Genomic DNA, 24159 nt, shown 5'->3' with positions numbered 1-24159 from the left:
GTCCACTCCCGAGATCCGGGTCGACTGCCCCGACGAGATCAAGTTCCGCGTCGTGAAGGCGGTGGCGGAGGCCGTCGCCCCCAAGGCGCGCGAGGTCATCGACGTCGACGGGATCCGGGCGCTGTTCGACGGAGGATGGGGGCTGGTCCGCGCCTCGAACACACAGCCGGTGATCGTGCTCCGCTTCGAGGGGCGGGACGAGGAGACCGTCCGCCGGATCCGCGAAATGATGGAAACGGCCGTGTCGGAAGCCCGCACCGGGTCCGGGAGGTGACGGTCCTCGAGGCGGCCCTCCTGGGGGCCATCCAGGGGGCGACCGAGTTCCTTCCGGTGAGCAGCTCCGCCCACCTGTTCCTCGCGCAGCATCTCCTGGGCCTGCGGCAACCGGAGCTGGCATTCGACCTCCTGCTCCACCTCGGGACGCTCGCGGCGGTCGTCGTCTTCCTGCGCGGAGAGCTCTTCCAGATCCTCCGCTCCCTGTTCCGGTCCGAGCCCGATCCCTGGTCGGCTCCTTCCGACTGGGGCAGGCGGGACCTGTGGCTGGGGATCCTTGCGTCGATCCCAACCGCCGCCATCGGCTTCGCCTTCCATGACATCGTGGAAACGGGCATCACCCTCCGCGGGATCGGGCTCCGGTACCTGGTCCTCACGACCCTGCTCCTCCTGACGCTTGCCCGGTTCCGCTACAAGGACGAGCCCGACCGGATCGAATGGTGGGAGGCGCTGCTGATCGGGACCGTCCAGGGGCTGGCGGTGTTCCCCGGCCTTTCGCGGTCCGGCTCGACGATCATCCTGGCGCTGCTGCTCGGCATCGGGCCGATGAAAGCCGCGAAGTTCTCCTTCCTTCTGTCCATCCCCGCGATCCTCGGCGGGACGGTGTTCACGATGCTGAAAGGCGTTTCCGGATTGCACGGCGCGGCCGTCTCGACCGCGGGCTTCCTCGTTGCCATGGCGACGGGATACGCCGCCCTGATCCTGGTCGAGGGGCTGGTCGTGCGCGGCCGCTTTCACCGCTTCGCCCCGTACACGCTGGCCCTGTCGGGGCTCTGTTTCTACCTGTATTACGTTTCCTGATCTCCCACTACCCCCATACTCCTCCTGAAATCTGTAGCCTCGGAGACTACAGCAGAACGGGGACGTTCCTCAGAACTTCCGCAGAATGGGGACAGACATGGGGAACGGCATACCGTCCTCGCTTGTAGTCTCTGGGGCTACGGAATACAGGGGGTACATAGGGCGTCTACCAGGAAGGGACGATTACTGAAACCGCGAACGGCAAGGTTCATCGAACTGAGGAACGGAGAAGGGAGGCATACGATGGAGAACGGCAACGGCAACGATGGGACCTCCGTCCTCTGGAACGAGTGGGAACCGGAGACGCTGGCGCGCGCGGCGGAGGAAGGGAAGCTGATCTTCCTCGACATCGGGGCGACCTGGTGCCACTGGTGCCGCGTCCTCGACATGACGTCGCTTGCCGATCCGCGGGTCGTGAGGATGCTCAACGAGGACTACATTTCCGTACGCGTGGATACCGACCGCCGTCCCGACATCAACGAGCGATACAACCAGGGAGGGTGGCCCAGCATGGCGGTCCTCCTGCCGGACGGGAAGCTGCTGACGGGCGCGACGTACCTCCCCGCGGACGCCCTTGCCGGCGTGCTGGAGAAGTGCCGCGACTTCTACCGGCAGGAGAGGGCGAAGGTCGACGATTACATGCGCGCGAACGAAAGCGTCCCGGACGATCCGTCCGCGCCGAGGAAATCGGCGCCGGAGTCCCCTCGTCCGGAGGACCTTTCCCTTGTGAGACGTTCCGTGCTCGCGATGTACGATTCCGCGCACCCCGGCTTCTTCAAGGAGCCGAAGTTCCCCGTCGCGGAAATCCTCGCCTTCCTGCGGGATGCATGGCTCCTGGAAGGGGATGCGGAGATGGGGGACATCCTCCTGAAAGTGCTTCGGACGATGGGCGCGTCCGGGCTGTTCGATCCGGTGGAGGGCGGATTCTTCCGATACGCCACGCGCAGGGACTGGACCGCACCGCACTACGAGAAGGTGCTTTCCGACAACGCGGAACTGCTCTCGCTGTACGCCTCGGCCTACGGGAAGACGGGCGACGCCTGCTTCGCCGGGACCGCAAGGGACATCCTCCGGTTCCTGTTCGGCAGGCTGCACGACCCCGGCACCGGCGCGTTTTTCGGCAGCCAGTGCGCGGACGAGACGTACTACCCGCTGCCGGCGGACGAAAGGGCGCGGCGCCTCCCGCCCTCGGTCGACCGCACGATCTTCTCCGAGTACAACGCGAAGACGGTCTCGGCGCTTGCGGCGGCGCACCGGGCGTTCGGCCCGCCCCGGGGCGACGAGGCGGGAGGGGACTCCCTCCTGGGCAGGGCGGAGCGGCTCGCGGACTTCCTGCGGGAGTCGCTGTGGGACAGGGGGGACGGGCAGGCGCGGTTCCTCGCGCGGCCGGGGGTCGCGGGCGATCCTCCGTGCGGCCTGCTCGCCGACAACGCCGCCGCGGCCGCGGCGCATCTCGACCTGTTCGACGCCACGGGGAAGGAGGGATACCTGCGGTCCGCGGAGGATGCGCTGTCCTTCATCGTCGGGCGCCTGTACCGGGAGGGATCGTCGGGATTCGCCGACAGGATTCCGGCCGCCGGCGATATCGGCCACCTGTCGGTCGAGCTGTATCCGTTCGGCGCAAACGCGACGGCAGCGATGGCCCTCATGCGGTTCGCCCGGGCCGCCGCGCGGGACGACCTGTTCGGCATCGCCGTCCGCGTCCTGTGCGGGCTGTCCGCCGAAGCGGACCGGCGCGGCGCCTTCGCTGCGCCCTACGGCAGCGCCCTGCTTCTTTACCGGAAGGCGAACTAACCGCCAGGATCGAACGCGATCAGCCGTTCCCTTTGCGCCGCGGCGAGCAGTTTCGCGTCGGCGCAGGCGAACACGACATCCTCCTTCAATACCGAACGGAGCCACATGGCGGTGACGAGGTGGACGGCGTCCGCCCCCCGGAGGGAATGCCTCAGGATAGCGTCCTTGATGCCGGGAAGCAGCTCCTCGTCGAATTCGAGGACGAACAGCTTCGCCCAGTCGGCTTCGAACGCGGCGATGAGCTTCCCGAGGGCGCGCGCGGAGAGTTCCTTCATACCGCGCTTCCGGTTCAAGGCAGACAGGATTTCCGGGTATCCCAGCCGGGAGATCGCCGCGTGGCGGTGCTCGGCAAGCAACCGGTCCACGGCATCGGAACCGGGTTCCTCCACATATCGTTTCACCAGCGCGCTGCTTTCGAGGTAGATCATCGCCGCTCCTCGATGATCAGCTCCGACGCTTTTTTCCCTCCGGCAGCCCGCCGGACCGGCCGGAAAGCGGAAAGGTCCGTAGGCATCCTGAGCCGTTTCGCGTGGGCCAGCGACGCCAGCCGCTCCTCGGTTCCCGCCGTCTTCTCGATCTTGTCCAGCGCGTGCAGGACGGCGATCGGCTCGTTGCGGTCCGTGACGATGACCGGCATGCCGCGGCGGGTGAGCGACAGGTAATGGGTGAGCCGGTTCTTCAGCTCCCGCACTCCGACGATGTGCATGACACACCTCCCCGGTCTATGTGGCCATTATAGCTACATGGACCGAGGAGGTATAGAGGGGGCCAGAGGGGGCCAGCCGGCCGGAACGAATTGCCTCGGCGTGAGGATCCCGTTTTCGACCACGGCCCCGGGCGCGACCCGGGCGCCGGGCCAGACGATCGCGCGCCGCACACGGGCACCCGCTTCCACCACCGCTCCCGACTCGATCGCCGCGTCCGGCCCCACCGATGCCGAAGGATCGACGCGGGCCCCGGGGGCGATGAAAACGCGGCCGGCGTTCTTCCGGCCGCCGCCGTCCAGGCCGCCGAGCAGGGAGATCGCCCCCGCGAGGTAGTCGGCGGGCGTCCCGAAATCGAGAAAGGCGCCGGAGGTCCGGAACGCGCGGATCGGCGCCCCGCGGGCGATCAGCGGGGCGTAGGTCTCGCGGACGATGCAGGAGGGCCTCCCCCGCGGGATATGCTCCAGAAGCTCCGGCTCGATGATCTGATATCCCGTGAAGAACCCCTCGAACGCCCCTCCGGGCGCATCCTCCCCGAATCCGGTCACCGACCCGTCCTCCCGGGCGCGCACCGGCGTGTACCGCTTACCCGGGTCCGGGAACAGCACCAGCGTCGCCAGCGCGCCGGATTCCCGGTGACGGTCCAGCGCCTCGTCCAGAGGGAAGCGGGCGATCACGTCGGAATTGGCGACGAGGAAGGTCCCCCCTTTAAGGAACTCCCGCGCATTGCCGATTCCGCCGCCGGTGCCGAGGATCTCCGGCTCGAAGGCGTACGCCACCGGGAACCGCCCCGCGGCCCACGCATCCACGCGCTGCCTGACGGCGTCCGGCCCGTGGTGGAGGTTGAGAAGGAACTCCGTCGCGCCGTGAGTGTGGAGGAACTCCATCGCGTAGCCGCACAGGGGACACCCCAGCACCGGGACGGCCGGCTTCGGGATCTCGAGGGTCAGCGGCCGCAACCGCGTCCCGAGCCCTGCGGCCAGGACCATCGCCCTCACGTCGCCGCCTCTTCGCGACCGGCGTCCTCCCGCGCCTTCTCCGCCAGCGCGTCCAGCAGTGGGAGCAGCCTCGCGGCGAGGGCGCGCGTTTCGGCGTTTCGCCCGAAATTCCCGCGCAGGTGCGCCACGGTCGGCGGGATGAACCGGAGGTAGAGCCGCTTGCCGCGGTTGTGCGCCTGGTTCCCGAAGGTGCCGATCGCCTTGACGTTGCGCTGCAGCGCCGCCGCGTCCAGCAGCGCCCCGAACCCCCCGGGATCGCCCGCCGAGCGGAGCAGCTCCCGGGTTGCCGCGTGCCGCCATGCGTATCCGAGATGATCGACCTCCTCCTCCGCGAGGGTGACGTAGGAATCGCGCAGCAGGGAGGCGAGGTCGTAGAATACGCTCCCCATCCGCGCATCCTGGAAGTCGAGGACCCGCAGGTTCGCATGCCCCGGGCTCCGCTCTTCCCCCAGGACCATCACGTTCCGGCTGTGATAGTCGCGGTGCGCCAGCACCCGCGGCAGGGAGACGGTCTTCTCGAGGAAGGGGAGGAAGAGCTCCTCGATGGCGCGCTCCTCGCCGTCCGACAGGGGGATCCCCCCGTATTCCCGCACGGCGTGCAGGAAGAAGAAATCGATCTCCTCGGAGAATTTCCGAAGGTCGAACGCCAGGCGCGAGGCGATCGCCGCCCCGTCCAGGCAGCGGGTGCCCTCGGACTGGATCCTCACCAGGATTTCGACGCACTGCTCGTACAGCGAAAGGCATCCGGCCGTGCCGCGCTCCCGGACGGCGTCCTCGAGCATCGTGTCGCCGGCGTCTTCGAGGAACAGCAGCCTTGCCTCCGGTTCGTGGCGCAGCGACGCAGGCACAGGGACGCCCGCTTTCCGGAGATAGCGGTGGACGTTCAGGAACGGCAGCTCCTCCCCCGGCGGGACCTCGTCCGGGTAGTGCATCACGACGACCGAAGGGACGGCGGAGCCCGCGGGGAGGCGCACGCGGAAGTAGGAGCGGGTCGAAGCGTCTCCCGCCAGCGGAACGATTTCCGCCGCCGCGGGGTCGATGGAAGGATGGAGCGCCGAGATCCCCCGGCGGACCGCGGAGAGATCGGGCCCGGCCGTCAAGCCGCGCCTCCGAGGATCCGGTCGAGGGCGGAGCGCGTCTCCGCGAGGATCTGGTCGAAGTCGTTGTAGGGCGGGGAATCGCCGCGCGTATAGTCGCGCAGCTCGATCGTGAAGGGGCCGCCGAAGCCGGCCTCGGCAAGCGCGGATATCGCCCGGTCCCAGGGGATCGACCCCCTGCCCGGAACGAGGTGGTCGTCCTTGATCCCGTGGTTGTCGGAGGCATGCACGTGGATGAGGCGGTCTCCGGCGGTCCGCACGGCCCCCTCCACCGTCTCGAGGACGTGGGCGTGCCCCAGGTCGATGCAGATCCCGACCCGGTCCGGGGGGAAGCGCTCCACGATGTCGCGGACGATGTCCGTGCTTCCGGAGCCCACCGGCGTGTTCTCCACGGCGAACCGGACGCCCGCGGGCGCCGACGCGACGAGCTCTCCAAGCGAGGAAAGAAAGGAGGCCCACCGGTGCGGGTACCAGTCGCCCTCCGGGAATCCCGTGTGGAGCACCACCGTCCCGCCCCCGCGGCGCGCGAGCCACTCCGCCGCCGTCCGGTTGGCGTCCACGGATTCGAGACGGCGCTCCTCGTCCGTGGAGGAAAGGGAGAACCAGCGGTCCTTTTTATAGCTGCGCACGTCGGGATAGATCGGGCCGTGGAGACTCGCGATCCGGACGCCGTGCCGCGCCAGCCCCTCCGCGATCCGGTCCGCGGCCGGCCCGTCGGCGTAGGGGAAATGCGGCGGCATCGCCCAGATCTCCGTGAGGGAGAAGCCGTACTTCGGAAACAGGGAAAGGACCGCGTCGTCCAGCGGGTGGAAGACGAAAAGGTGCGTGGAAAGGGAAACGTTCACGGGACCGGAGGTCTCCTTGAGAATTCTGCTTCGTTCCGCCGATAATAACATGATGAAACGCGCGATTTCCGCGGCCGCCCTTTGGGCGCCGCTCCTCCTCCTGCTTTCCCTGCCCGCCGCCCCCTGCCGCGGCGATTCCGGGCTCCACGACCGCTCCTTCCGCGAGGCGTGGGGCCACCTCGACCGGGAACGGTACGCGGAGGCGCGCGCCGAGCTCTCGAAGATCCCCCCGGCGGAGTACGACCTGGGGGACTACGTAGTGTACTTCACGGGGATGGCCTTCGCGCGGGAGCGGAAGCGTCCCGAGGCGGCGGAGGTCGCGGCCCGGCTCGAAGAGCTGTACCCGCGCTCGCCCCTGGTCCCCTACATGCGGCACGAGATCGCATACGCGTCGGCGCTCGACAACGACCTGCCGGCGGCGCGCGCGGCCCTTTCCGTCTCCCGCGGGAAGGTGACCGGCAACGGAAGGAGGTCGGAGGAAGGGTACGCGGCGACGCTCCTGGCCGAGGAAAGCGGTCCTACGCCCGAGGCGGCCGGGCTCCACCTGGAGAACTTCAGCGCGTATCCCGCGCAGTCGGCGGCCGCCCTTTCGTACGAGCGGCTGTGGAGCTGGTGGAAGGAGGGGCGGCTGGCGTCGTTCGGCCTCCCCGTGGGGTTCCACGCGAAGATGGCGAAGGCCGCCGGGCGGGCGGGCGACTTCGAGCGGGCGCGCGCGATCTACGAGGACGCCGTGAACCGGTACCCCGAGTCCACGGAATACTACAACATGGTGCTCGATTACGCGGAGCTGCTGCGGAAGCAGGGGGAGACGGCGGCGGCGTCCGATCTCCTGTCGAAACGGTTCGCGGAAGGGCTGCCGGTCCTGCGGGCGGAGATGCGGTACCTGCAGGCGCGCATCGACTGGAAGGCAGGGAAGCTGGCGGAGGCGAAGAAGGTGTTTCTCGAAGTCGCCGCGGAGAGCCCGGCCTTCTCGACGGCGGAGCGGGCGCGCTACCAGGCGGCGTGGATCTCCCTGGACGACGGTGACTTCGCGGGCGCGACGGATGCGTTCGGGCTGCTGCGGCTGGCGTCGAACGACCGGATCCGGCAGGAGTCGCTCTTCCGCCACGCCTTCGGGCTGTACCAGCAGAAAAAGTACGATGAAGCGGTCGCCGCCTTCCGCACGGGGGAGCGCGGCGGGTTCGGCGAGGTGGAATCCGCCCGGCACCGGTTCTGGCGGGCGCGGGCGCTTCGGGAGAGCGGGCGGGCGCAGGAGGCCGAACGGATCCTCGCCGGCCTTTCCGCCGATCCTTCCGCGGGAATCTATGCCCTGCTCGCGTTGAAGGACCAGGGGCGCGATCCCTTCGGGATGATCAACGCTCCTTCCAGCGGCGAGACGGACGCGTGCCGGCAGGAAAGGGATCTCCTGTGGGGCAGGGTCCTCGGCGCCCCGTGGGATCCGGCGGACAAGGAGAAGGTGCTCCGCGTCGCGCGGCTCGGGAGCCTGGGGGTGGCGAACTACGCGGTGCTGGAGTCGCAGCGGGTCGACCGGGCCGCCATGAAGAATGCGATCGGGCTGGCGGACGAAGGGGCTGCGGGGCTGTTCCGCTACCTGGCGGGAGACCTGAGGGGCGCCATCCGGGAGACGGCGGACATCCCCGTGGACTTCGCGAATCCCGGGCTGATCGACCGGATCCGGTACCCGCTCGCGCCGGAGTTCCTGGGCGACTGCGATTCCCGGAAGTCCGGGATCGACCCGCTGTTCCTCCACGCGCTCATCCGCCAGGAGTCAATGTTCCAGGCGGACGTTCTCTCCTCGGCGGGCGCCGTGGGGCTGATGCAGCTCATGCCGAAAACGGCTGCCGAGACCGCCCGCAGGGAGAAACTCCCGAAGCCGGGCCGGACCGACCTGACCCGCCCCGCGGTCAACGTGCGGCTCGGGGCTGCGTACCTGTCGCACCTGCTGAAGCGCTTCGACGGGGACTACTTCCGCACCGTCGCCGCGTACAACGGGGGGGAGAAGGCGGTGAGCCGCTGGTGGGAGGCGTCCGGCGGGGACCCGGCGGCGTTCCTAGAGCGTGTCAGCTACCAGGAGACGCGCTTGTATCTTCGGAAGGTGTTCTTCAACCTTCTCCAATATTACCGGCTCTATCGGCCGTCGATGTTCGCCCGCTACCTTCCCAGCGCTCCCGCAGCAGCGCCGACAGCTCCCGGGTCCGCTCCGGCTCCGGCCCCTTCGGATCCGGGAGGCGACGTCCCTCCGACGCCGTCCACGCCCGGAGCCGTCCCGACCGCCGAGCCGCCGACGACAGCGACCGACGGAATGTAGCGTCGTCCCGGCATTCCCGTTCGAGCCGCTCGATCGCCTCCTCCTGGAGCGCTTCCCCGCGGCAGACCAGCACCGCGTCGCATCCCGCCCTGACGGCGAGGACCGCCGCCTCTCCCATCCCGCGATGCCCCGAGATCGCCTTCATCTCCAGCGCGTCCGAGAAGACCGTCCCGCGGTAGCGCATCGTTTCCCGCAGCAGCCCCTTGAGGATCCTTGAGGACAGCGTGGCGGGGAAGTCGGGATCGAGCGCGGGATACACCACGTGGGCGGTCATGATCCCCGGGATCCCCGCCCGGACCGCGCGGCGGAAGGGGAGCAGCTCCCGCCCGCGGAGCGTTTCCCGGGAAGCCCGGACGACGGGGAGCTCCTTGTGGGAATCCGTGGAGCTGTCTCCGTGCCCCGGAAAGTGCTTCCCGACGGCGAGGACGCCCCGCGACATCAGCCCGCGGGCGAAGGCCAGCGCCAGCCGCGCCGCTTCGTTCGGGTCGGCGGAGAACGCCCGGTTGCCGATCACGGGGTTCTCCGGGTTCGAGGCCACGTCGAGCACGGGGGCGAAATCGACGTCGATCCCCAGCGACCGCAATCCCGCCCCGAACGCCTCTCCGAAACGCTCCGCCACCTCCTCTCCCCGGCGGCCGAACAGGGTGCAGGCGCGGGCGGGAGGGAACTCCGGGAGGAACGGCTCCCGGAAGCGGGCCACCAGCCCCCCCTCCTGGTCGACCGCGATCAGCGGGAGCGGATTCCCCTCGCCCGCGGCGGCGCGGACCTCCCTGCAAAGCCCGCGCACCTGTTCAGGAGACTCGATGTTGCGGGCGAACAGGACGACGCCGCCCGCCAGCCCTTGCGCGAGCCACCGCGCGGTCTCCGGCGGGAGCGAGGTTCCCTCGAAACCGACCCAGAGCGGCGATGCGATGTTTTCCCTTCCGACGATCATTGGACAGACTGTAACACGACGGAGGATTTCCCGGAGACGCGGATTTGACACGCGTTTTTGGTTTTGAGTAAAATTACTCATAGTATTGAGTAAATTGTATTTCGGAGGGCGCTCGTGTACAGGAGACCCATGTTCCGGACACTGCAATCGCGACTGCGGGAACCGCGCCGGTTCCTGCAAGTCCTTGCCGGTCCGCGGCAGGTCGGAAAGACGACGCTGGCGCGGCAGGCTATGGAAGCGTTGCGGATCCGGTCCCATTATGCCTCGGCGGACGAGCCCACCTTGCGTGATCGGGCATGGATCGGGCAGCAGTGGGATATCGGCCGCCTGAAGGCGGCGGAAGGCGACGCCCTGCTGGTGCTCGACGAGGTTCAGAAAATCCCCGGCTGGTCGGAAGTCGTGAAGCGGCTCTGGGACGAGGACAGCTTGAAGGGCGTTCCCCTGAAGTGCGTGCTTCTCGGGTCATCGCCGCTTTTGTTGCAGCGGGGATTGACGGAGAGCCTTGCGGGAAGGTTCGAGCTGCTCCATGTCACCCACTGGTCGTTCGCGGAGATGCGGGACGCTTTCGGGTGGGACGTGGAGCGATACGTGTTTTTCGGAGGGTATCCGGGGGCTGCGCCGTTGATCGAAGAACCGCAGCGGTGGTCCCGCTACATCGTCGATTCCCTGATCGAGACGACGGTTTCCCTGGATCTTCTCCTGATGACCCGGGTGGACAAGCCGGCGCTCCTGCGGCGCCTTTTCCTTCTCGGGTGCGATTATTCAGGCCAGGTGCTTTCGTACCAGAAGATGCTCGGACAACTCCAGGAGTCGGGGAACACGACAACCCTTGCACGCTACCTGGAGCTGCTCGCCGGTGCAGGGATGCTGAAAGGTATCCCGAAATATTCCGGAAAGAAAGTCCTGCAGCGGGGATCGAGCCCCAAGCTGCAGGTATTGAACACGGCGCTGATGACATCCCAATCCCGGTCCTCTATGCCGGCGGCGCGGCGGGATCGCGAATACTGGGGGCGGCTCGTGGAATCCGCGGTGGGGACGCACCTGTTGAACGGGAGCGCCGGGTCGTCGATGGAGATCTATTATTGGCGGGACCGGAACCGCGAGGTCGATTTCGTCCTGGCGAGCGACGAGGCGGTCGTTCCCATAGAGGTAAAGAGCGGGCGGGTACGGACAGGGTTTCCCGGCATGGAAGCCTTCGGGAAGCGGTTCTCCTCCCGCAGGACGCTGGTCGTCGGCGGGCAGGGGATCCCGCTGGAGGAATTCCTGGCGACGCCGGTGTCCCGCTGGATGGAGTGATCTTCTCCTTATGTCCGGGCGTCCAGCGCGTCCCTCAGCCCGTCCCCGACGAAGTTGAACGCCATCACCGTGAGCAGGATCGCCGCGCCCGGCGCCGTCACCAGGTGCGGCGCGACGAAGAGGAAGTGCCGCCCGTCGCCGATCATCGAGCCCCAGGAGGCCGCCGGCGGCGCCACCCCGAGCCCGAGGAACGAGAGCCCCGCCTCCGCGACGATGGCGCGCGCGATGCCGAAGGTCGCCTCGACGAGGATGGGGGAGAGGGCGTTGGGGAGGATGTGGGCCAGCAGCATCCGCGACGGCGGGGCTCCCACCGCCCGCGCCGACTCGACGAACTCCATCGCCTTCACCTTGAGCACCTGCGCCCGGATCACCCGGGCGTAGCCGACCCAGCCTAATACGGACAGCGCGAAGAGCACGTTGCCGAAGGAGGGGCCGCGAACCGCGGCGATCCCGATGGCCAGCAGGATGCCGGGGAAGGCCATCAGCACGTCGCAGGCGGCGGTGAAGGCGCGGTCGGTCCGCCCGCCGAGGAACCCCGCCAGCGAGCCGAGGAGCAGCCCGACCGCCAGCGAGATCGACACCGTCCCGATCCCCACCGCGAGCGACAAGCGCGCGCCATGGATCAGCCGCGAAAGCACGTCGCGCCCGAACTTGTCCTGCCCGAGCCAGTGCGCGCGGCCCGGCCCGGTGAGCCCCTCGTCGAGAAACTGGACGTAGGGGTCGTACGGCGCCAGGACCGGGGCGAGAAGGGCGGCCAGGATCAGGACGGCGAGCACGGCCATGCCGGCCGCCGCCCCCCTGTGGCGGGCGGTCCGGCGCAGCAGCGCGGCAAGGCGCGGGGAATCATTCATACCGGATCCTCGGATCCAGCCGCGCGCAGAGCAGGTCCGTGGCCAGGTTCACCAGCACAGTGCACAGCGCGATGACCAGTACGCACCCTTGGACCAGCGGGTAATCTCGCGCGTCGATCGCCTGGATCAGCAGCCGCCCGATCCCCGGCCAGGCGAAGATCGTCTCCGCGATGACGCTCCCCGCCAGCACTGCGCCGAACGACAGCCCGAGCACCGTGGCCGTCGGGACCAGCGCATTGCGCAGGGCGTGCAGCGCAACCGCGGCGCGTCGCGACAGTCCCCGTGCGGTCGCCGCGGTGACGTACTCCTTCCCCAGCTCCTCGAGCAGCGTAGCCCGGATCATCCGCATCATCAGGGCGGCCATCCCCGTCCCGAGCGTCAAGGCGGGAAGGACGAGGTGCCGCGCCGTCCCGTAGCCGGAGACGGGGAAGACGCCGAATTGCACCGAGAAAACCAGGACCAGCAGCGGCCCGAGCAGGAAGTTGGGGATCGACAGCGAGACCATCGCCGCGGCGCCGGACAGGTAGTCGGCCGCCTTCCCCCGGCGCATCGCCGCGAGCACCCCCAGCGGCAGGGCGACCAGCAGCGCGACGGCGATGGAGGCCGAGGCCAGCAGCAGCGTGGCGGGGAAGCGCCGGGCGATCTCCCGCGCCACGGGCTCGCGGCTGCGGAACGACACCCCCAGGTCCCCCCGGGGGAGCCCTGCGAGGAAATCGGCGTACTGGACGAGGACCGGGCGGTCGAGTCGCAGCTCCCGCCGCAGCTCCTCCTTCAACGCCGGGACGGCGCTTTCTCCCAGCATGATTTCGACCGGGTCGCCGGGGATCAGATGAAGGAGGAAGAAGACGACGGTGACCACGCCGAAGGCCACCGGGACCACATGGAGGATCCGCCTGCGGAAATAGCCGCTCAACGGGCGATCCGCATCCCGCGCACGGGGACGTAACTTTCGTCGGGCGTCAGCGCGAATCCCTGGAGGCGCCGGTCGCGCACCAGGATATTCCTCCCGGCCCAAAGCGGGAAGACGGGCAGGTCGCCCGCGAGGATACGCTGCACCTGGACGTACATCTCCCGCCGCTTCTCCCGCGACGGCTCGCGCCGGGCGGCTTCCGTCAGCAGGTCGATCCGCGGATTCGAGTACCCGCCGCGGTTGGCTCCGTCGGGGGGGACGGCGGTCGAATGGAAGGCATGGTAATAGATGTCCGGGTCGAAGATTCCCACCCACGTCAGCCCGTAAAGCTGGAAATTTCCCTTCTTCACGTCGGAGAAGAAGGTTCCCCATTCAAGGGATTGGATTTCAACGTGAATTCCAACCTGCCGGAGCTGCTCCTGGACCACCGTGGCGACCCGGCGGCGCACCTCGTTCTGCGAGGTCTTGAAGGTCAGCCGGAGGCGGGGGAGCGGCCCCTTGCCGTCCGGGTCGCGATAGCCCGCCTCGTCGAGGAGGCGCTTCGCCCGCGCCGGATCGGGGACGATCCGCGGAAGCCCCGGGTCGTGCGCCCAGGAGCCGGGGGGGAGGATCGATTCGACGACATCCGCGCGCCCCTTCCATATCGTCCGGACGATGGCCTCACGGTCGATTGACAGCGCGATCGCCCGGCGCACTTTAGGGTCGGAAAGGGCGCGGTCGCGCAGGTTGAAGCCGAGGTACGAGACGTTCCCCCCGGGCGCTTCTTCCCAGGCGAGCCGCCCCGTCTTTTCCACCGCCGGCAGCATGTCGGGGTCCACGCCGTTCAGCGCGAAGTTGACGCTGCCCATCTTCAGCTCGAGAAACCGGACGTTGCTGTCGGGGATGAATTTCACCGTGACCGCGCGGATGCCGGGCGGCCCGAGGACGCAGCCGTCGAAGGCGGAAAGCTCGGCGGCGCCGTCGGGCGAGACGTCCTCGATGCGGTACGGCCCCGCTCCGGCCGGCGGGGAGTATCCGCCCGCGCGGCTGCCGGAGGGGACGATGCCGCGGACCATCGTGGAGAGGAAAGGGGCGAACGGCTCCGTCAGACGGAAAACGACGGTCGCGGCGTCGGGCGTCTCGATCCTTTCGATGTTCCGGTAGGTCGCCCGGTGCGGCGAGCGGTTCGCCGGGTAGAGGATCCAGGCGAAGGTGTCGCGCACATCGGCCGAGCTGAGCGGGCGCCCGTCGTGGAAGCTCGCCCCCGGCTTCAGCCGGAACACGTAGGTCCGCGGGTCGGGCGTCTCCCAGGAGGCCGCCAGCTCCGGCACGGGGTTCCCCGCCGCGTCGAGGCGCACGAGGCAGGCGTGGGTCATCTGGAGGAGCTGTTCGCCGTAGGCGTCGGTGGCCAGCCGCGGGTCGAGGGAGACCGGCGTTCCCGGGAGGGCGATCGCCAGCCGCCCCTCGTCGATCGGCAGCTTCTGCGCGCAGCCCGTCGCGACGGCCGCAAGGAAGGCCGCCGCGACGACGAGCCGCGGAGTCCGGATCATGTTCCCAGGAGGATCGCTTTGAGCTGCGCAGGGTCCAGCGGCTTGACCAGGAAGCCGGCGGGCCCGAGGGCTTCGGCCTTCCGGACCGTCTCCTTGTCGCTGTAGCCGGTCATGAAGACGACCGGAATCCCCAGGCGCCCGATGATGTCGCGGGCGGCGTCCAGGCCGTCGATCGATCCGTGAATGTTGATGTCCATGAGGACGATGTCGGGCCTGTGCTCCTCGGCGAGCCGGATGGCATCTTCTCCGCTCGTCACCAGGTCCACCACGCGGCAGCCCCAGCAGGGGATCTGGTCGGCCAGCGCCATCCCGTTGATGACTTCGTCCTCGACGATCAGCACACTTCGGGTCATGGCCGGTTTCTCCCCGTCAGGTTGGATCCGGCGAACCGGATAACGATTTCCTCCGCCGGCTCGCGGCGCACGTCCAGCGTTCCCCGGAGCTGTCGCACGGAGAGATTGTAAACCAGTTTCAATCCGAGCGTCTTGACCCGGGTCAGGTCAAGGTCCCGGGGCAGCCCCGGGCCGTCGTCCCGGTACCGAAGCTCCACCCGGTCTCCGGCCCGCCGGAGCATAATGGAGATTTCCCCGGATCCCCGGGCCGGAAATGCGTGCTTAAGCGAATTCGAGACCAGCTCGTTGATGATCAGGCCGCAGGGAAGGGCCTCGTCGATGGACAGGAAGAGATCGTCGACGTCGAGGACCGCGCGGACGGACGCATCGAGCCTCCGGTGGGCGTACAGGAGGGAATTCACCAGGTCGTCCACGTAATCCTTGATGTTCAGGGAGGCCACGCTTCCGGAGCGGTACAGATTTTCATGGACGAGCGCCATCGCCCGGATCCGGTCCTGGGTGTCCGACAGGGCGGCCGTGAAGCCCTTTTCCGGCAACGCGGCGGCCTGCAGCGTCAGAAGGCTGCCGATGACCTGCATGTTGTTCTTCGTCCGGTGGGCGAGTTCCCGCATGAGGAGATCCTTGTCCGCCAGCGAAGCCATGAGCGCCTCCTCGTTCCGGATGCGGGTCATCGCGATCGCCACATGGTCCGTCACCGCCTTCATCAGCGACAGCTCCTCGTCGCCGAACGTTTCCCTCCCGCGGGCCCCGAAGGAGAGGGTACCGAAGGCCTTCCCGCCCGCGCCCAGGAGCGGGTACCGCGCGTATGCCTTCACGCCGTACGATATCGCGAGGCCGGTGCGATCATCGGGGGCGGCCCCCTCGATGCGCATCGCTTCCTCTTCCGGGATGCCCGCGCAGGCGTTCAGGCGCAGCTTCCCGGCCTTCCCGTCCGCGAGGAAGTTGAAAAAGACATCGCATTCAAGGTGGTCCATCACCTTCCTGCAGACCGACTCGACGGCTGTCCGCGGCTCACGGGACCGAAGCAGTTCGCCCGCCGTGTCGGCCAGGATCTCGAAGCGCCGAAGGCTGCGTCCCGACGTCTCTTCCGCCAGCTTGCGCTCGGTGATGTCGCTGAACGTGGTGGCGAAGAACCCCCGGTGGTCGCTGAAGGCGGAGACCGTGTACCAGCGGCCCAGGGGCTGCGAATAACTCTCGAACTGCATCGGCTTGCCGGTCAACGCGACCGCACCGTATTTCCCGATCCAATCCGCCGGGTCCTTCTCGATCCCCGGGAATGCGGCGGTTACCCGCTTGCCGACGATGTCCTCCGCCTTGATCCCGAGCAGCCGTTCGAAGGCGTCGTTCACCTCGAGGAAGATGTAATCGGCGGGCCTTCCCCCGGCGCCCAGCACGATCCGGTGGTAGGCGAATCCTTCCAGCATGCTCTGAAAAAGGGTCTTGAGCTTCTCCTCGCTCCGCTTCAGGTAGTCCTTTACGGTACGCGCATCCGAGCTCTCGATGACATCCCACTTGCCCGCGTTCCAGACCAGGGCGAAGCGGTGGGTCTTGACCACCTCCATGATTCCCGGCGCGTCGAACGAGCCCTTCGGACAGGAAAACGCCGCGATCACCTTGTTCCCGCGGATCGCGTCGAGATCGCCCGGGGTACAGCAGGCGCAACCTTCCTTGCCGGCCTTGCCCGGGATGGAGGCGCAGGCGATCCGGAGGCCGTCGAAGCCGTCGGCGATGGCCTTGTCGAGCCGCGAAAGGATCGCCCCTGAGGATCCTCCGTCCTGTGCCATCCACCGTCCGAGGGGAACGATCTCCATCTGCCCGGTAGCGGCGGAGGCGTGGAACTGACGGGATGCCATTTCCATCGCTTTTCCGGCGACCTCCTCCCGGAGGATGCCGGGGGTCACCCAGACGCAGGACTCGTTGTTTTCGAGCCCCGCGATGAAAAACGGGACGAGTACGTCCACAAGGTCTTTTTTCGTCCGGTAGAACTGGCAGAAATGGCTGCCCCAGGGCAAACTGCCGACGGAAGGGATGCCCGATTCCCGCAGGGTGTTGTCGACTGCCTTCCGGATTCCCATATCGCCTCGTTGGTCGCCGAAGATCCCGTTTTCTATTTTATCCCGCGAATCGGAGGATATGGCAGAATCGGAGAAATCCGACCGGAGCATACCGATGCCCGCTTCCTTCCGTATCCTCGCGCTCCTCGCGCTTTCCGGGCTGCTGCTTCCCGCCGCCGGATGCGGCTCCGCCTTCTTCTATCCGGAACGGAAGCTGGTCTGGAATCCCGCGCAGGACAACATCCCGTATCGCGATATCCGGTTCGCGTCCGAAGACAGGGTCCCTCTCCACGGGTGGCTGATGTGCCCGCGCGCGGAGGCGCCGCGCGGGACGATCCTCTTCCTTCACGGCAACGCGGAGAACGTCAGCACGCACTCCCGGGCGGTCCTGTGGCTCGTCGAGGCGGGCTACGAGGTCTTTACCTTCGACTACCGGGGGTACGGCCTTTCGGGCGGGGAGCCCGACATCCCGGGCGTGCACCGGGACGCGAAGGCGGCGGTCGGGCAGTTGCTTTCCCTCCGGGGGGCGTCCGCGGACCGGTACGTCGTGTTCGGGCAGTCGATCGGCGGCTCGATCGCGGTCTACACCGTCGCGACGCTGCCGCCGGAGCGGAAGCCCCGGGCGTTGATCGTCGACAGCGCGTTCGCGGGGTACCGCCGCATCTTCCGGGAGAAGATGAAGTCGTTCCTGATCACCTGGCCGTTCGCGTGGCCGGCGAGCGTCTTCCTGGAGGACGGGTACAGCCCCGCCCGGTGGATCGACAAGGCGGGACCCGGCCCCGTCATCGTCATCCACGGGACGGCGGACGGAATCGTGCCGTATGAACACGGGAAAGAGCTTTACGAGCGCGCCCGGGACCCGAAGGGCATCTGGACGATCGAGGGAGGGGGGCACATATCCGGCCTGCGCAACGCGGAGGTGAGGGCGCAGTTCCTCGCCTTCCTGGAGGCGTGGATCCCCGCGGGGAGCGGCGGCGCGTGCGCGCCGTGAGCCGCATTCCGACGGATCGATATCCCGCTTGACAGCCCATGGGGTGCGGTTTACCGTGATTTTCAACCACCCATTTCGCGAGGAGGGCGCAAAATGAAGAAAATCCTGTTTGTGGCCGCACTGGTTCTGGTCCTCGCAGCACCGGCAATCGCCGCTCCCCCCGGCCAGCTCAACTACGGCTGCGGGCTCGGCGCCACCGTCTTCAAGGACGGCGGAGCGAACGACAGCATCCTGCTGCAGCTGGTCGCAACCTTCCTGAACGGACTCTGCGGAAACGGCACCTTCGGCATTTCCTCCGGCACCTCCGAGTGCGCCAAGCCGAAGAACGTCGCCGGCAACGAGCGGCTGAACGAGTTCGCCTACAAGAACCTCGACGACCTCGCCCGCGACATCGCGGCGGGGCAGGGGGAGACCGTGACGACGGTCGCCGTCCTCCTCGACGTCCCGGTGGAATCGCGCCCGGCGTTCTACAAGAACCTGCAGGCCGGCTTCCCCGAGATCTTCCCGACCCCGACGACCGACACCGCCCACGTGGTCGACGCGATCACGAAGATCGCCGCCCGGGGCTGACCGGACCTGAAAGCGTACAAGGCCACCGGAAGGGCACGCATCGCTCGGATGCGTGCCCTTTCCGTTTTCCTGTCCGCGCTGCTGGCGGCCGCGGCCGTCCCCGCGCGCGCCTCCGGCGACCCGTACCTCGCGGAGCTGAAAAGCCGGGCGGAATCCGCCGGCCTCTCCGCCGACCCGTACTGGAAGATCCTGCTGCACCTTCGCCGGGGGATCTCCGGCGAGCGCAGCCTCGTCGACGACCCGAAGTTCTTCCTCGCCCCGTCCGGCAAGACCGATCCCGCGGCGGAGCTGAACGCCACGCTCGACGGGCTTTTCGACCTCGCGCTCGACCCGCCGGCCTTCTGCCGCTTCCCGGGCCGTTACGCCTGGCTGGCGGACAAGCTCGGGATCGACCCGCGCCGCCTCCCGCGGATTCCCGCCTGCCCCGAGGTGGACAACATCCTGCGCGCCGTGGACGCCCGCTCCGTCGGGATGGTCTTCGCCTCCGGCTACGTCAACTCGCCGGCGTCGATGTTCGGCCACACGTTCCTGCGGATCGATTCGCCGCTGGCCAGCCCCCTCCTCGGCTACGCGGTCAACTACGCCGCGCTCACGAACCCCGCGGACGGCGGCGTGACCTTCACGGTGAAGGGGATGCTGGGAGGGTACGACGGCTACTACTCCCTGATGCCGTACTACGACAAGGTGCGGGAATATTCCGGCATAGACCAGCGCGACATGTGGGAATACCCGCTGAACCTGACGCCGGAGGAGGTGCGCCCGTTGATGCTGCACCTCGTCGAGCTGCGGGGGATCGCCACCGACTACTACTTTTTCGACGAGAACTGCTCGTACGAGCTGCTCTTCCTCCTCGACGCCGCGCGCCCGTCGGCGCGCCTGACCGGCACGATGGACCGCGGCTGGGTCATCCCCATGGACACCGTCCGCGCGGTCCTCGACGCGGGGCTCGTCGACAACGGCGCCGTCGCCTGGCGCCCTTCGCGGGCGGTCAAGATCCGACACGCCCGCTCCCTGCTGCCGGGGCGCGAACGGGAGCTGTCGCTGCGGGTGGCCGACGGGAAGGCCCCGCCGGGCGAGATCCTCTCCGGGCCGGCCTCCGACGCGGAGAAGGCGCGCGCGCTCGATCTGGCCGCGGAGCTGCTCCAGTACCGGATCGCGAAGAGGCAGATGGAGCACAAGGAGTTCCAGGAGCGTTTCCACGCCATCCTCTCCGCACGGACCCGCCTGCGCCCGGGGAAGGACGCGACGCCGCCCCCGCCGCGCCCCGCGCCGCCGGAGGAGGGGCACTCGAGCGCCCGGGTCCACGCGGGAGGCGGCTGGCGGGGAAGCGAGGGGTTCCTGGAGGCGGGATGGCGTCCCGCCTACCACGACTACACCGATTTCCCCGACGGGTACACTCCGGGCGCGCTGATCGAGATCTTCGCCGGGGCGGCGCGGTTTTTTCCGGAAAGCGACCGGGTCCGGCTGGACCGGCTCGACTTCATCCGGATCCAGTCGATCGACCCGGTCGACCCGATCTTCCGCCCGAAGTCGTGGAAGGCCCGGTTCGCGGTCGAGACGAGGGACTTCACGAAGACGAAGGACTCCCTCGTTCCGAACGCGGGCGCCGGGATCGGCGTGACGGTCAAGGTCGCGGAGCGGGCCGTCGCCTACGCGCTGGCGGAGGCGGAGGCGGCGATCTCCCGGGATTACCATGCCTCCTACCGGATCGGCGCAGGCGGGTCGCTGGGCGTGACGGCGGAGCCGGCGCGCGGCTGGCAGCTCTGGCTGGAGGGGCGCGGCATCCGGGGCGTGCTCGGGGAGACGAAGGAAGGGCCCGACCTGTCGGCGTCGCTGCGCCAGGGCTTCCGTCTCTCCCGGGAGCTGGCGCTGAAGGCCGACCTTTCCGTGGAGCGGGTCCGGCGGGTCGCGCGGACCGAGGGGACCCTCACCCTGAACCGGTACTTCTGGTAAGATAACCGGATGCAGATCGCCCTCCTGAAGGCCACGGCCCTCATCTACCTTGTCGGGACCGTGCTGTACCTTTACTTCATCCTCTCGCTGAACGAGCGCGGCGCCCGGCTCGGCAGGATGTTCCTCGCGATCGGCGCCGTCCTGCACGGGGCGGCCTTCGTCGCGCGGTACGTCGCGGCCGGGTACACGCCGATCACCAGCCTGTTCGAGTCGCTCTCCTTCTCCGCCTTCGCGATCGTCTGCGTCTTCCTCGCGTTCGAGCTGCGATACAACCTGCGGGTGCTGGGCGCGTTCGTCGCCCCGCTGGCGTTCCTCTTCAGCCTGTCCACGGTCTTCCTGCCGGCCGAGGTCCGCACCCTGCCGCCGGCGCTGGACTCGAACTGGCTTCCCGTCCACGTGCTGCTGCTGTTCTTCGGCAACGCCGTGTTCGCCGTGGCCTTCGCCGCGGGGATCATGTACCTGCTGATGGAGCGGGAGCTGAAGCGCAAGCGGATGGGCGCCGTCTTCAAGCGGCTCCCCTCGCTCGACGTGCTCGACGGCATCAACTACCGCTGCCTCCAGATCGGGTTCCCGCTGCTGACGCTGGGGATCATCACGGGCTCGATCTGGGCGGAGTTCGCCTGGGGCTCCTACTGGAGCTGGGACCCCAAGGAAGTCTGGTCGCTCATCACCTGGTTCCTGTACGCGGCGCTCCTCCACGGGCGGATGACCGTGGGGTGGCGCGGGCGGAAGGCGGCGATCCTGGCCATCGTCGGCTTCTGCGCGATCCTGTTCACTTTCCTGGGCGTGAACCTCCTGCTGCCGGGGCTCCACACCTACTCGAACCTCTCCGGATAGAAGAAAGCCCGGGTCGATGACCAGCCGTATCGTCATAACGGGATTGAACCACCGGTCGGCGCCGGTCGAGGTACGGGAGCGCCTCGCGTTCCCCGCGGACACGATCGGGCACGCCCTGCGCGCGCTGGTCGAATCGGACGGCATCTCGGAGGGCGTCATCCTTTCCACCTGCAACCGCGTGGAGGTGTGCGTCCTCGCGGAGGAGGGGTACCGGGGCGACGAGGCGGTCCGCCGCTTCCTCGCCTCCTTCCACGGGATGACCCCCGCGGAGCTGCAGCCGTACCTCTATCACCGGTCGGGCGACGAGGCGGTGCGCCACCTGTTCCGCGTCGCCAGCTCCCTCGACTCCATGGTCCTGGGCGAGCCGCAGATCCTGGGACAGGTCAAGGACGCCTACGGGTACGCCGCCGAGTTCAAGGCGATCGGGCCGATCCTCGACAAGTTCTTCACCAAGGCGTTCTCCGCGGCCAAGCGGGTGCGCACCGAGACGCGCGTGGCCAACAGCGCCGTGTCGGTCTCCTACGCGGCGGTGGAGCTGGCGAAGAAGATCATGGGCGATCTCTCGGACAACACCGTGATGCTCATCGGGGCGGGGGAGATGTGCGAGCTGGCGGCCCGCCACCTGCTCAACGCGGGCGCCCGCGGGATCCTGGTGACCAACCGCACCTTCGAGCGCGCCGTGCGGCTCGCCGAGGAGTTCGACGGCACGCCGGTCCGCTTCGAGGAGCTGACCACGCACCTCAAGCGCGCCGACATCGTCCTCTCCTCGACGGGCTCCCCGCGCTTCATCCTGAAGCGCGACGACATCGCGGACGTCCTCCGGGTCCGGAAGAACCGGCCGATGTTCTTCATCGACATGGCGGTCCCGCGCGACATCGATCCCGACGCGAACCAGATCGACAACGTCTACGTGTACGACATCGACGACCTGAACAACGTCATCGAGACGAACCTCGAGGAGCGGCAGCGGGAGGCGGCGAAGGCCGAGGAGATCGTGGCCGCGGAGGCGGACTCCTTCCGGAAGTGGCTCGAGGCGCAGCAGGTCACGCCCACGATCGTCTCCCTCCGCAGGAAGTACGAGGAGATCAAGGCGGCGGAGGTCGGGAAGGCGCTGGCGGCGCTGGGCGAGGCGGACCCGAAGACGCGGCAGGTGGTGGAGTCGCTGGCGTCCTCGCTGCTCAACAAGGTGCTGCACTCCCCGATCGCGTCGCTCAAGCGCGACTGCGAGGAGCACAGCCCCGCGCAGCGGATCGCGGTGGTGCGGGAGGTCTTCGACCTTCCGGAAGAGGGAGAGGAAGAGGAAGGCGACGCGGCGCAGGGAGGAGACGATGGCAGAGCGTGAGACGCTCCGTCTCGGGTCGCGGGGCAGCACGCTGGCCCTGTGGCAGGCGGAGTTCGTGAAGTCCGAGATCGAGCGCGGGAGCGGCTTCGCGGTCGAGATCGTAAAGATCCGGACGACGGGCGACATGATCCTCGACGTTCCGCTGGCGCGGGTCGGGGGGAAGGGGCTCTTCGTGAAGGAGATCGAGGAGGCGCTCCTCGACGGGCGGATCGACCTGGCCGTCCACTCGATGAAGGACGTCCCCACGGACCTCCCCGAAGGGCTCTGCCTGGCCTGCATCACGAAGCGGGAGGACCCTCGGGACGCCTTCCTTTCCGCGAAATACGCGCGGTTCGAGGAGCTGCCGAAGGGCGCGAAGGTGGGGACCAGCTCGCTGCGCCGGCAGACGCAGCTGTTGGGGCTGCGCCCCGACCTCGACATCGTGTCGCTGCGGGGGAATCTCGACAGCCGGATCCGGAAGATGGAGGAGGGGCAGTACGACGCCATCGTCCTGGCCGCGGCGGGGCTTCGGCGCCTGGGCTGGGACGGGAAGATCCGGCAGTACCTTCCCGCCTCCGTGTCGATCCCGGCCATCGGGCAGGGGGCGCTGGGGATCGAGATCCGCACTGCCGACGGGCGCACCCGGTCGGCGGTGGCGTTCCTCGACGACCCGGACACGTCGCTGGCGGTCCGCGCGGAGCGGGGGTTCCTGAAGCGCCTCGAAGGGGGGTGCCAGGTCCCCATCGCGGCGCACGCCGAACGGAACGGGAGCGGGATCCGGATCGACGGGCTGGTGGGGCGCCCGGACGGCACGGAGATCCTGCGGGCGAGCCGGACCGGCTCCGTCGACGACCCGGAAGCGATCGGCGTCGCCCTGGCCGAAGAGCTGCTGGCGCGGGGCGGCCGGCAGATCCTCGACGAAGTGTACAGGCAGTCCGGCGGGTGAGTGAATTGGAGCGCTGAGATGGGGCTCGGAGGGATGCGGATCCTGATCACGCGCGCCGCGGACGGGAACGAGGACCTTTCGGCGCTGGTCCGGCGCGCGGGCGGCGTTCCCGTCCCCTTCCCGACGATCCGGCTGGTCCCCCCGGCCGACTGCGGACCGCTGGACCGGGAGATCGGGCGGCTCTCCTCCTTCGACTGGATCCTTTTCACCAGCGCCAACGCGGCGCGCTTCTTCCTGGACCGGGCCGCGCGGCTGGGGGTCGTGTCCTGGCCGGCGTCGCTGCGCGCGGCGAGCGTCGGGCCGGGGACCACCGGCGAGCTCTCGTCCCGCGGGGTGGCGGTCCACCTCACCGCGAGGAAACACACGGCCGAGGGGCTCTTCGCGGCGCTGCGGGACGAAGGGATCGCGGGGCGGCGCTTCCTCCTGCCGCGGGCGGAAGAGGGGCGGGAGATCCTTCCGGAGGCGATCCGCAAGGAAGGGGGGCAGGTCGTCCCCGTGGTCGCCTACAGGAACGCGCCCGCGGAGAAGGACGAGGAGACGGCTTCGGAGATCCTGGCGGATCCGCCGGACGTCTGCACCTTCGCCTCCCCGTCGGCGTTCCGCAACCTGTTCCTCCTGCTGGGGGAGGAGAGCGTGCGGGAGATGCTTTCGAAAAGCCGCATCGCGGTCATCGGCGAGGTGACCGCGCGGGCCGTCCGGGAAAGGGATTTCCGGGTGGACATCATGCCCGAAACGTATACGCTGAAGGCGATGGTGGACGCCATCGAGGCGTCGCTCGCCGACGGGAGGTGAAA

The 24159-nt window shown here is 68.5% G+C and carries 22 protein-coding genes and 1 pseudogene; 12 read left to right on the top strand and 11 right to left on the bottom strand.

Annotated features, from left to right (window positions below; all coding sequences use genetic code 11):
• From AB1346_06005 to AB1346_05995, 3 genes are all read left to right on the top strand, one after another.
• A partial coding sequence (locus AB1346_06005) for a phosphomannomutase (GenBank protein ID MEW6719983.1) occupies positions 1 to 274 on the top strand: 274 nt, incomplete at its 5' end.
• The gene (locus AB1346_06000) at positions 271 to 1074 is read left to right on the top strand and encodes an undecaprenyl-diphosphate phosphatase (GenBank protein ID MEW6719982.1); all 804 of its coding nucleotides are present in this window, start codon (positions 271 to 273) and stop codon (positions 1072 to 1074) included. The genes AB1346_06005 and AB1346_06000, both read left to right, overlap by 4 nt.
• Positions 1075 to 1317: 243 nt before the next feature.
• Positions 1318 to 2868, top strand: a complete 1551-nt coding sequence (locus AB1346_05995) for a DUF255 domain-containing protein (protein ID MEW6719981.1) — start codon at positions 1318 to 1320, stop codon at positions 2866 to 2868.
• Here AB1346_05995 and AB1346_05990 read toward each other — a convergent pair.
• The 5 genes from AB1346_05990 to AB1346_05970 are packed head-to-tail and all read right to left on the bottom strand — an operon-like array spanning position 2865 to position 6512.
• Complete coding sequence (locus AB1346_05990) at positions 2865 to 3296, bottom strand: type II toxin-antitoxin system VapC family toxin (protein ID MEW6719980.1); 432 nt, start codon at positions 3294 to 3296, stop codon at positions 2865 to 2867. The genes AB1346_05995 and AB1346_05990 overlap by 4 nt on opposite strands.
• The gene (locus tag AB1346_05985; protein ID MEW6719979.1) at positions 3293 to 3574 is read right to left on the bottom strand and encodes a type II toxin-antitoxin system prevent-host-death family antitoxin; all 282 of its coding nucleotides are present in this window, start codon (positions 3572 to 3574) and stop codon (positions 3293 to 3295) included. Before AB1346_05985 ends, AB1346_05990 begins: the two co-directional genes overlap by 4 nt.
• A gap of 33 nt (positions 3575 to 3607) precedes the next feature.
• Entirely contained in the window at positions 3608 to 4561 is a 954-nt protein-coding gene (locus AB1346_05980; GenBank protein ID MEW6719978.1) for an NDP-sugar synthase, read from the bottom strand.
• A 5-nt stretch (positions 4562 to 4566) separates the two neighbouring features.
• Positions 4567 to 5670: a phosphotransferase gene (locus tag AB1346_05975; GenBank protein MEW6719977.1), complete on the bottom strand. Its 1104-nt coding sequence runs from the start codon at positions 5668 to 5670 to the stop codon at positions 4567 to 4569.
• Positions 5667 to 6512 (bottom strand): sugar phosphate isomerase/epimerase family protein, encoded by an 846-nt coding sequence (locus tag AB1346_05970; protein MEW6719976.1) that lies wholly within the window; start codon positions 6510 to 6512, stop codon positions 5667 to 5669. The genes AB1346_05975 and AB1346_05970 overlap by 4 nt, the downstream gene beginning before the upstream one ends.
• Positions 6513 to 6561: 49 nt before the next feature.
• Here AB1346_05970 and AB1346_05965 point away from each other — a divergent pair.
• A pseudogene (locus AB1346_05965) lies at positions 6562 to 8532 on the top strand (transglycosylase SLT domain-containing protein).
• 82 nt (positions 8533 to 8614) lie between these two features.
• On the opposite strand, the gene nagZ reads toward AB1346_05965, so the two are convergent.
• On the bottom strand, positions 8615 to 9754 hold the full coding sequence (nagZ, locus tag AB1346_05960; protein ID MEW6719975.1) for a beta-N-acetylhexosaminidase: 1140 nt from the start codon (positions 9752 to 9754) through the stop codon (positions 8615 to 8617).
• Positions 9755 to 9883: 129 nt separating this feature from the next.
• Here nagZ and AB1346_05955 point away from each other — a divergent pair, with 129 nt between their 5' ends.
• Positions 9884 to 11050: an ATP-binding protein gene (locus tag AB1346_05955; GenBank protein MEW6719974.1), complete on the top strand. Its 1167-nt coding sequence runs from the start codon at positions 9884 to 9886 to the stop codon at positions 11048 to 11050.
• Positions 11051 to 11058: 8 nt separating this feature from the next.
• On the opposite strand, the gene AB1346_05950 is transcribed toward AB1346_05955, so the two are convergent.
• The 5 genes from AB1346_05950 to AB1346_05930 are packed head-to-tail and all read right to left on the bottom strand — an operon-like array spanning position 11059 to position 16768.
• Positions 11059 to 11901, bottom strand: a complete 843-nt coding sequence (locus AB1346_05950; GenBank protein MEW6719973.1) for an ABC transporter permease — start codon at positions 11899 to 11901, stop codon at positions 11059 to 11061.
• On the bottom strand, positions 11894 to 12814 hold the full coding sequence (locus AB1346_05945; protein MEW6719972.1) for an ABC transporter permease: 921 nt from the start codon (positions 12812 to 12814) through the stop codon (positions 11894 to 11896). The genes AB1346_05950 and AB1346_05945 overlap by 8 nt, the downstream gene beginning before the upstream one ends.
• Positions 12811 to 14340, bottom strand: a complete 1530-nt coding sequence (locus AB1346_05940; protein ID MEW6719971.1) for an ABC transporter substrate-binding protein — start codon at positions 14338 to 14340, stop codon at positions 12811 to 12813. Before AB1346_05940 ends, AB1346_05945 begins: the two co-directional genes overlap by 4 nt.
• Positions 14337 to 14693: a response regulator gene (locus tag AB1346_05935; GenBank protein ID MEW6719970.1), complete on the bottom strand. Its 357-nt coding sequence runs from the start codon at positions 14691 to 14693 to the stop codon at positions 14337 to 14339. Before AB1346_05935 ends, AB1346_05940 begins: the two co-directional genes overlap by 4 nt.
• Entirely contained in the window at positions 14690 to 16768 is a 2079-nt protein-coding gene (locus AB1346_05930; protein MEW6719969.1) for a histidine kinase dimerization/phosphoacceptor domain -containing protein, read from the bottom strand. The genes AB1346_05935 and AB1346_05930 overlap by 4 nt, the downstream gene beginning before the upstream one ends.
• Positions 16769 to 16862: 94 nt before the next feature.
• On the opposite strand from AB1346_05930, the gene AB1346_05925 reads away from it, so the two are divergent.
• From AB1346_05925 to AB1346_05895, 7 genes are all read left to right on the top strand, one after another.
• Positions 16863 to 17738, top strand: a complete 876-nt coding sequence (locus AB1346_05925) for an alpha/beta hydrolase (protein MEW6719968.1) — start codon at positions 16863 to 16865, stop codon at positions 17736 to 17738.
• A 93-nt stretch (positions 17739 to 17831) separates the two neighbouring features.
• Positions 17832 to 18308 carry a DUF3015 family protein gene (locus AB1346_05920; GenBank protein MEW6719967.1) on the top strand — a complete coding sequence of 159 codons (477 nt, stop codon included), beginning with the start codon at positions 17832 to 17834 and terminating at the stop codon, positions 18306 to 18308.
• Positions 18309 to 18356: 48 nt separating this feature from the next.
• On the top strand, positions 18357 to 20261 hold the full coding sequence (locus tag AB1346_05915; GenBank protein ID MEW6719966.1) for a DUF4105 domain-containing protein: 1905 nt from the start codon (positions 18357 to 18359) through the stop codon (positions 20259 to 20261).
• A gap of 9 nt (positions 20262 to 20270) precedes the next feature.
• Positions 20271 to 21098: a c-type cytochrome biogenesis protein CcsB gene (gene ccsB / locus AB1346_05910; protein ID MEW6719965.1), complete on the top strand. Its 828-nt coding sequence runs from the start codon at positions 20271 to 20273 to the stop codon at positions 21096 to 21098.
• A gap of 16 nt (positions 21099 to 21114) precedes the next feature.
• Positions 21115 to 22440 carry a glutamyl-tRNA reductase gene (gene hemA, locus AB1346_05905; GenBank protein ID MEW6719964.1) on the top strand — a complete coding sequence of 442 codons (1326 nt, stop codon included), beginning with the start codon at positions 21115 to 21117 and terminating at the stop codon, positions 22438 to 22440.
• Entirely contained in the window at positions 22427 to 23365 is a 939-nt protein-coding gene (gene hemC, locus AB1346_05900; GenBank protein MEW6719963.1) for a hydroxymethylbilane synthase, read from the top strand. Before hemA ends, hemC begins: the two co-directional genes overlap by 14 nt.
• Positions 23366 to 24157, top strand: a complete 792-nt coding sequence (locus AB1346_05895) for a uroporphyrinogen-III synthase (GenBank protein MEW6719962.1) — start codon at positions 23366 to 23368, stop codon at positions 24155 to 24157.
• Positions 24158 to 24159: the final 2 nt, after the last annotated feature.

It is taken from the genome of Thermodesulfobacteriota bacterium (assembly GCA_040758155.1).
GTDB lineage: Bacteria > Desulfobacterota > Deferrimicrobia > Deferrimicrobiales > Deferrimicrobiaceae > UBA2219.
Note: the sequence above shows the minus strand (reverse complement) of the source record. Positions and strands in the feature narration are given on the sequence as shown.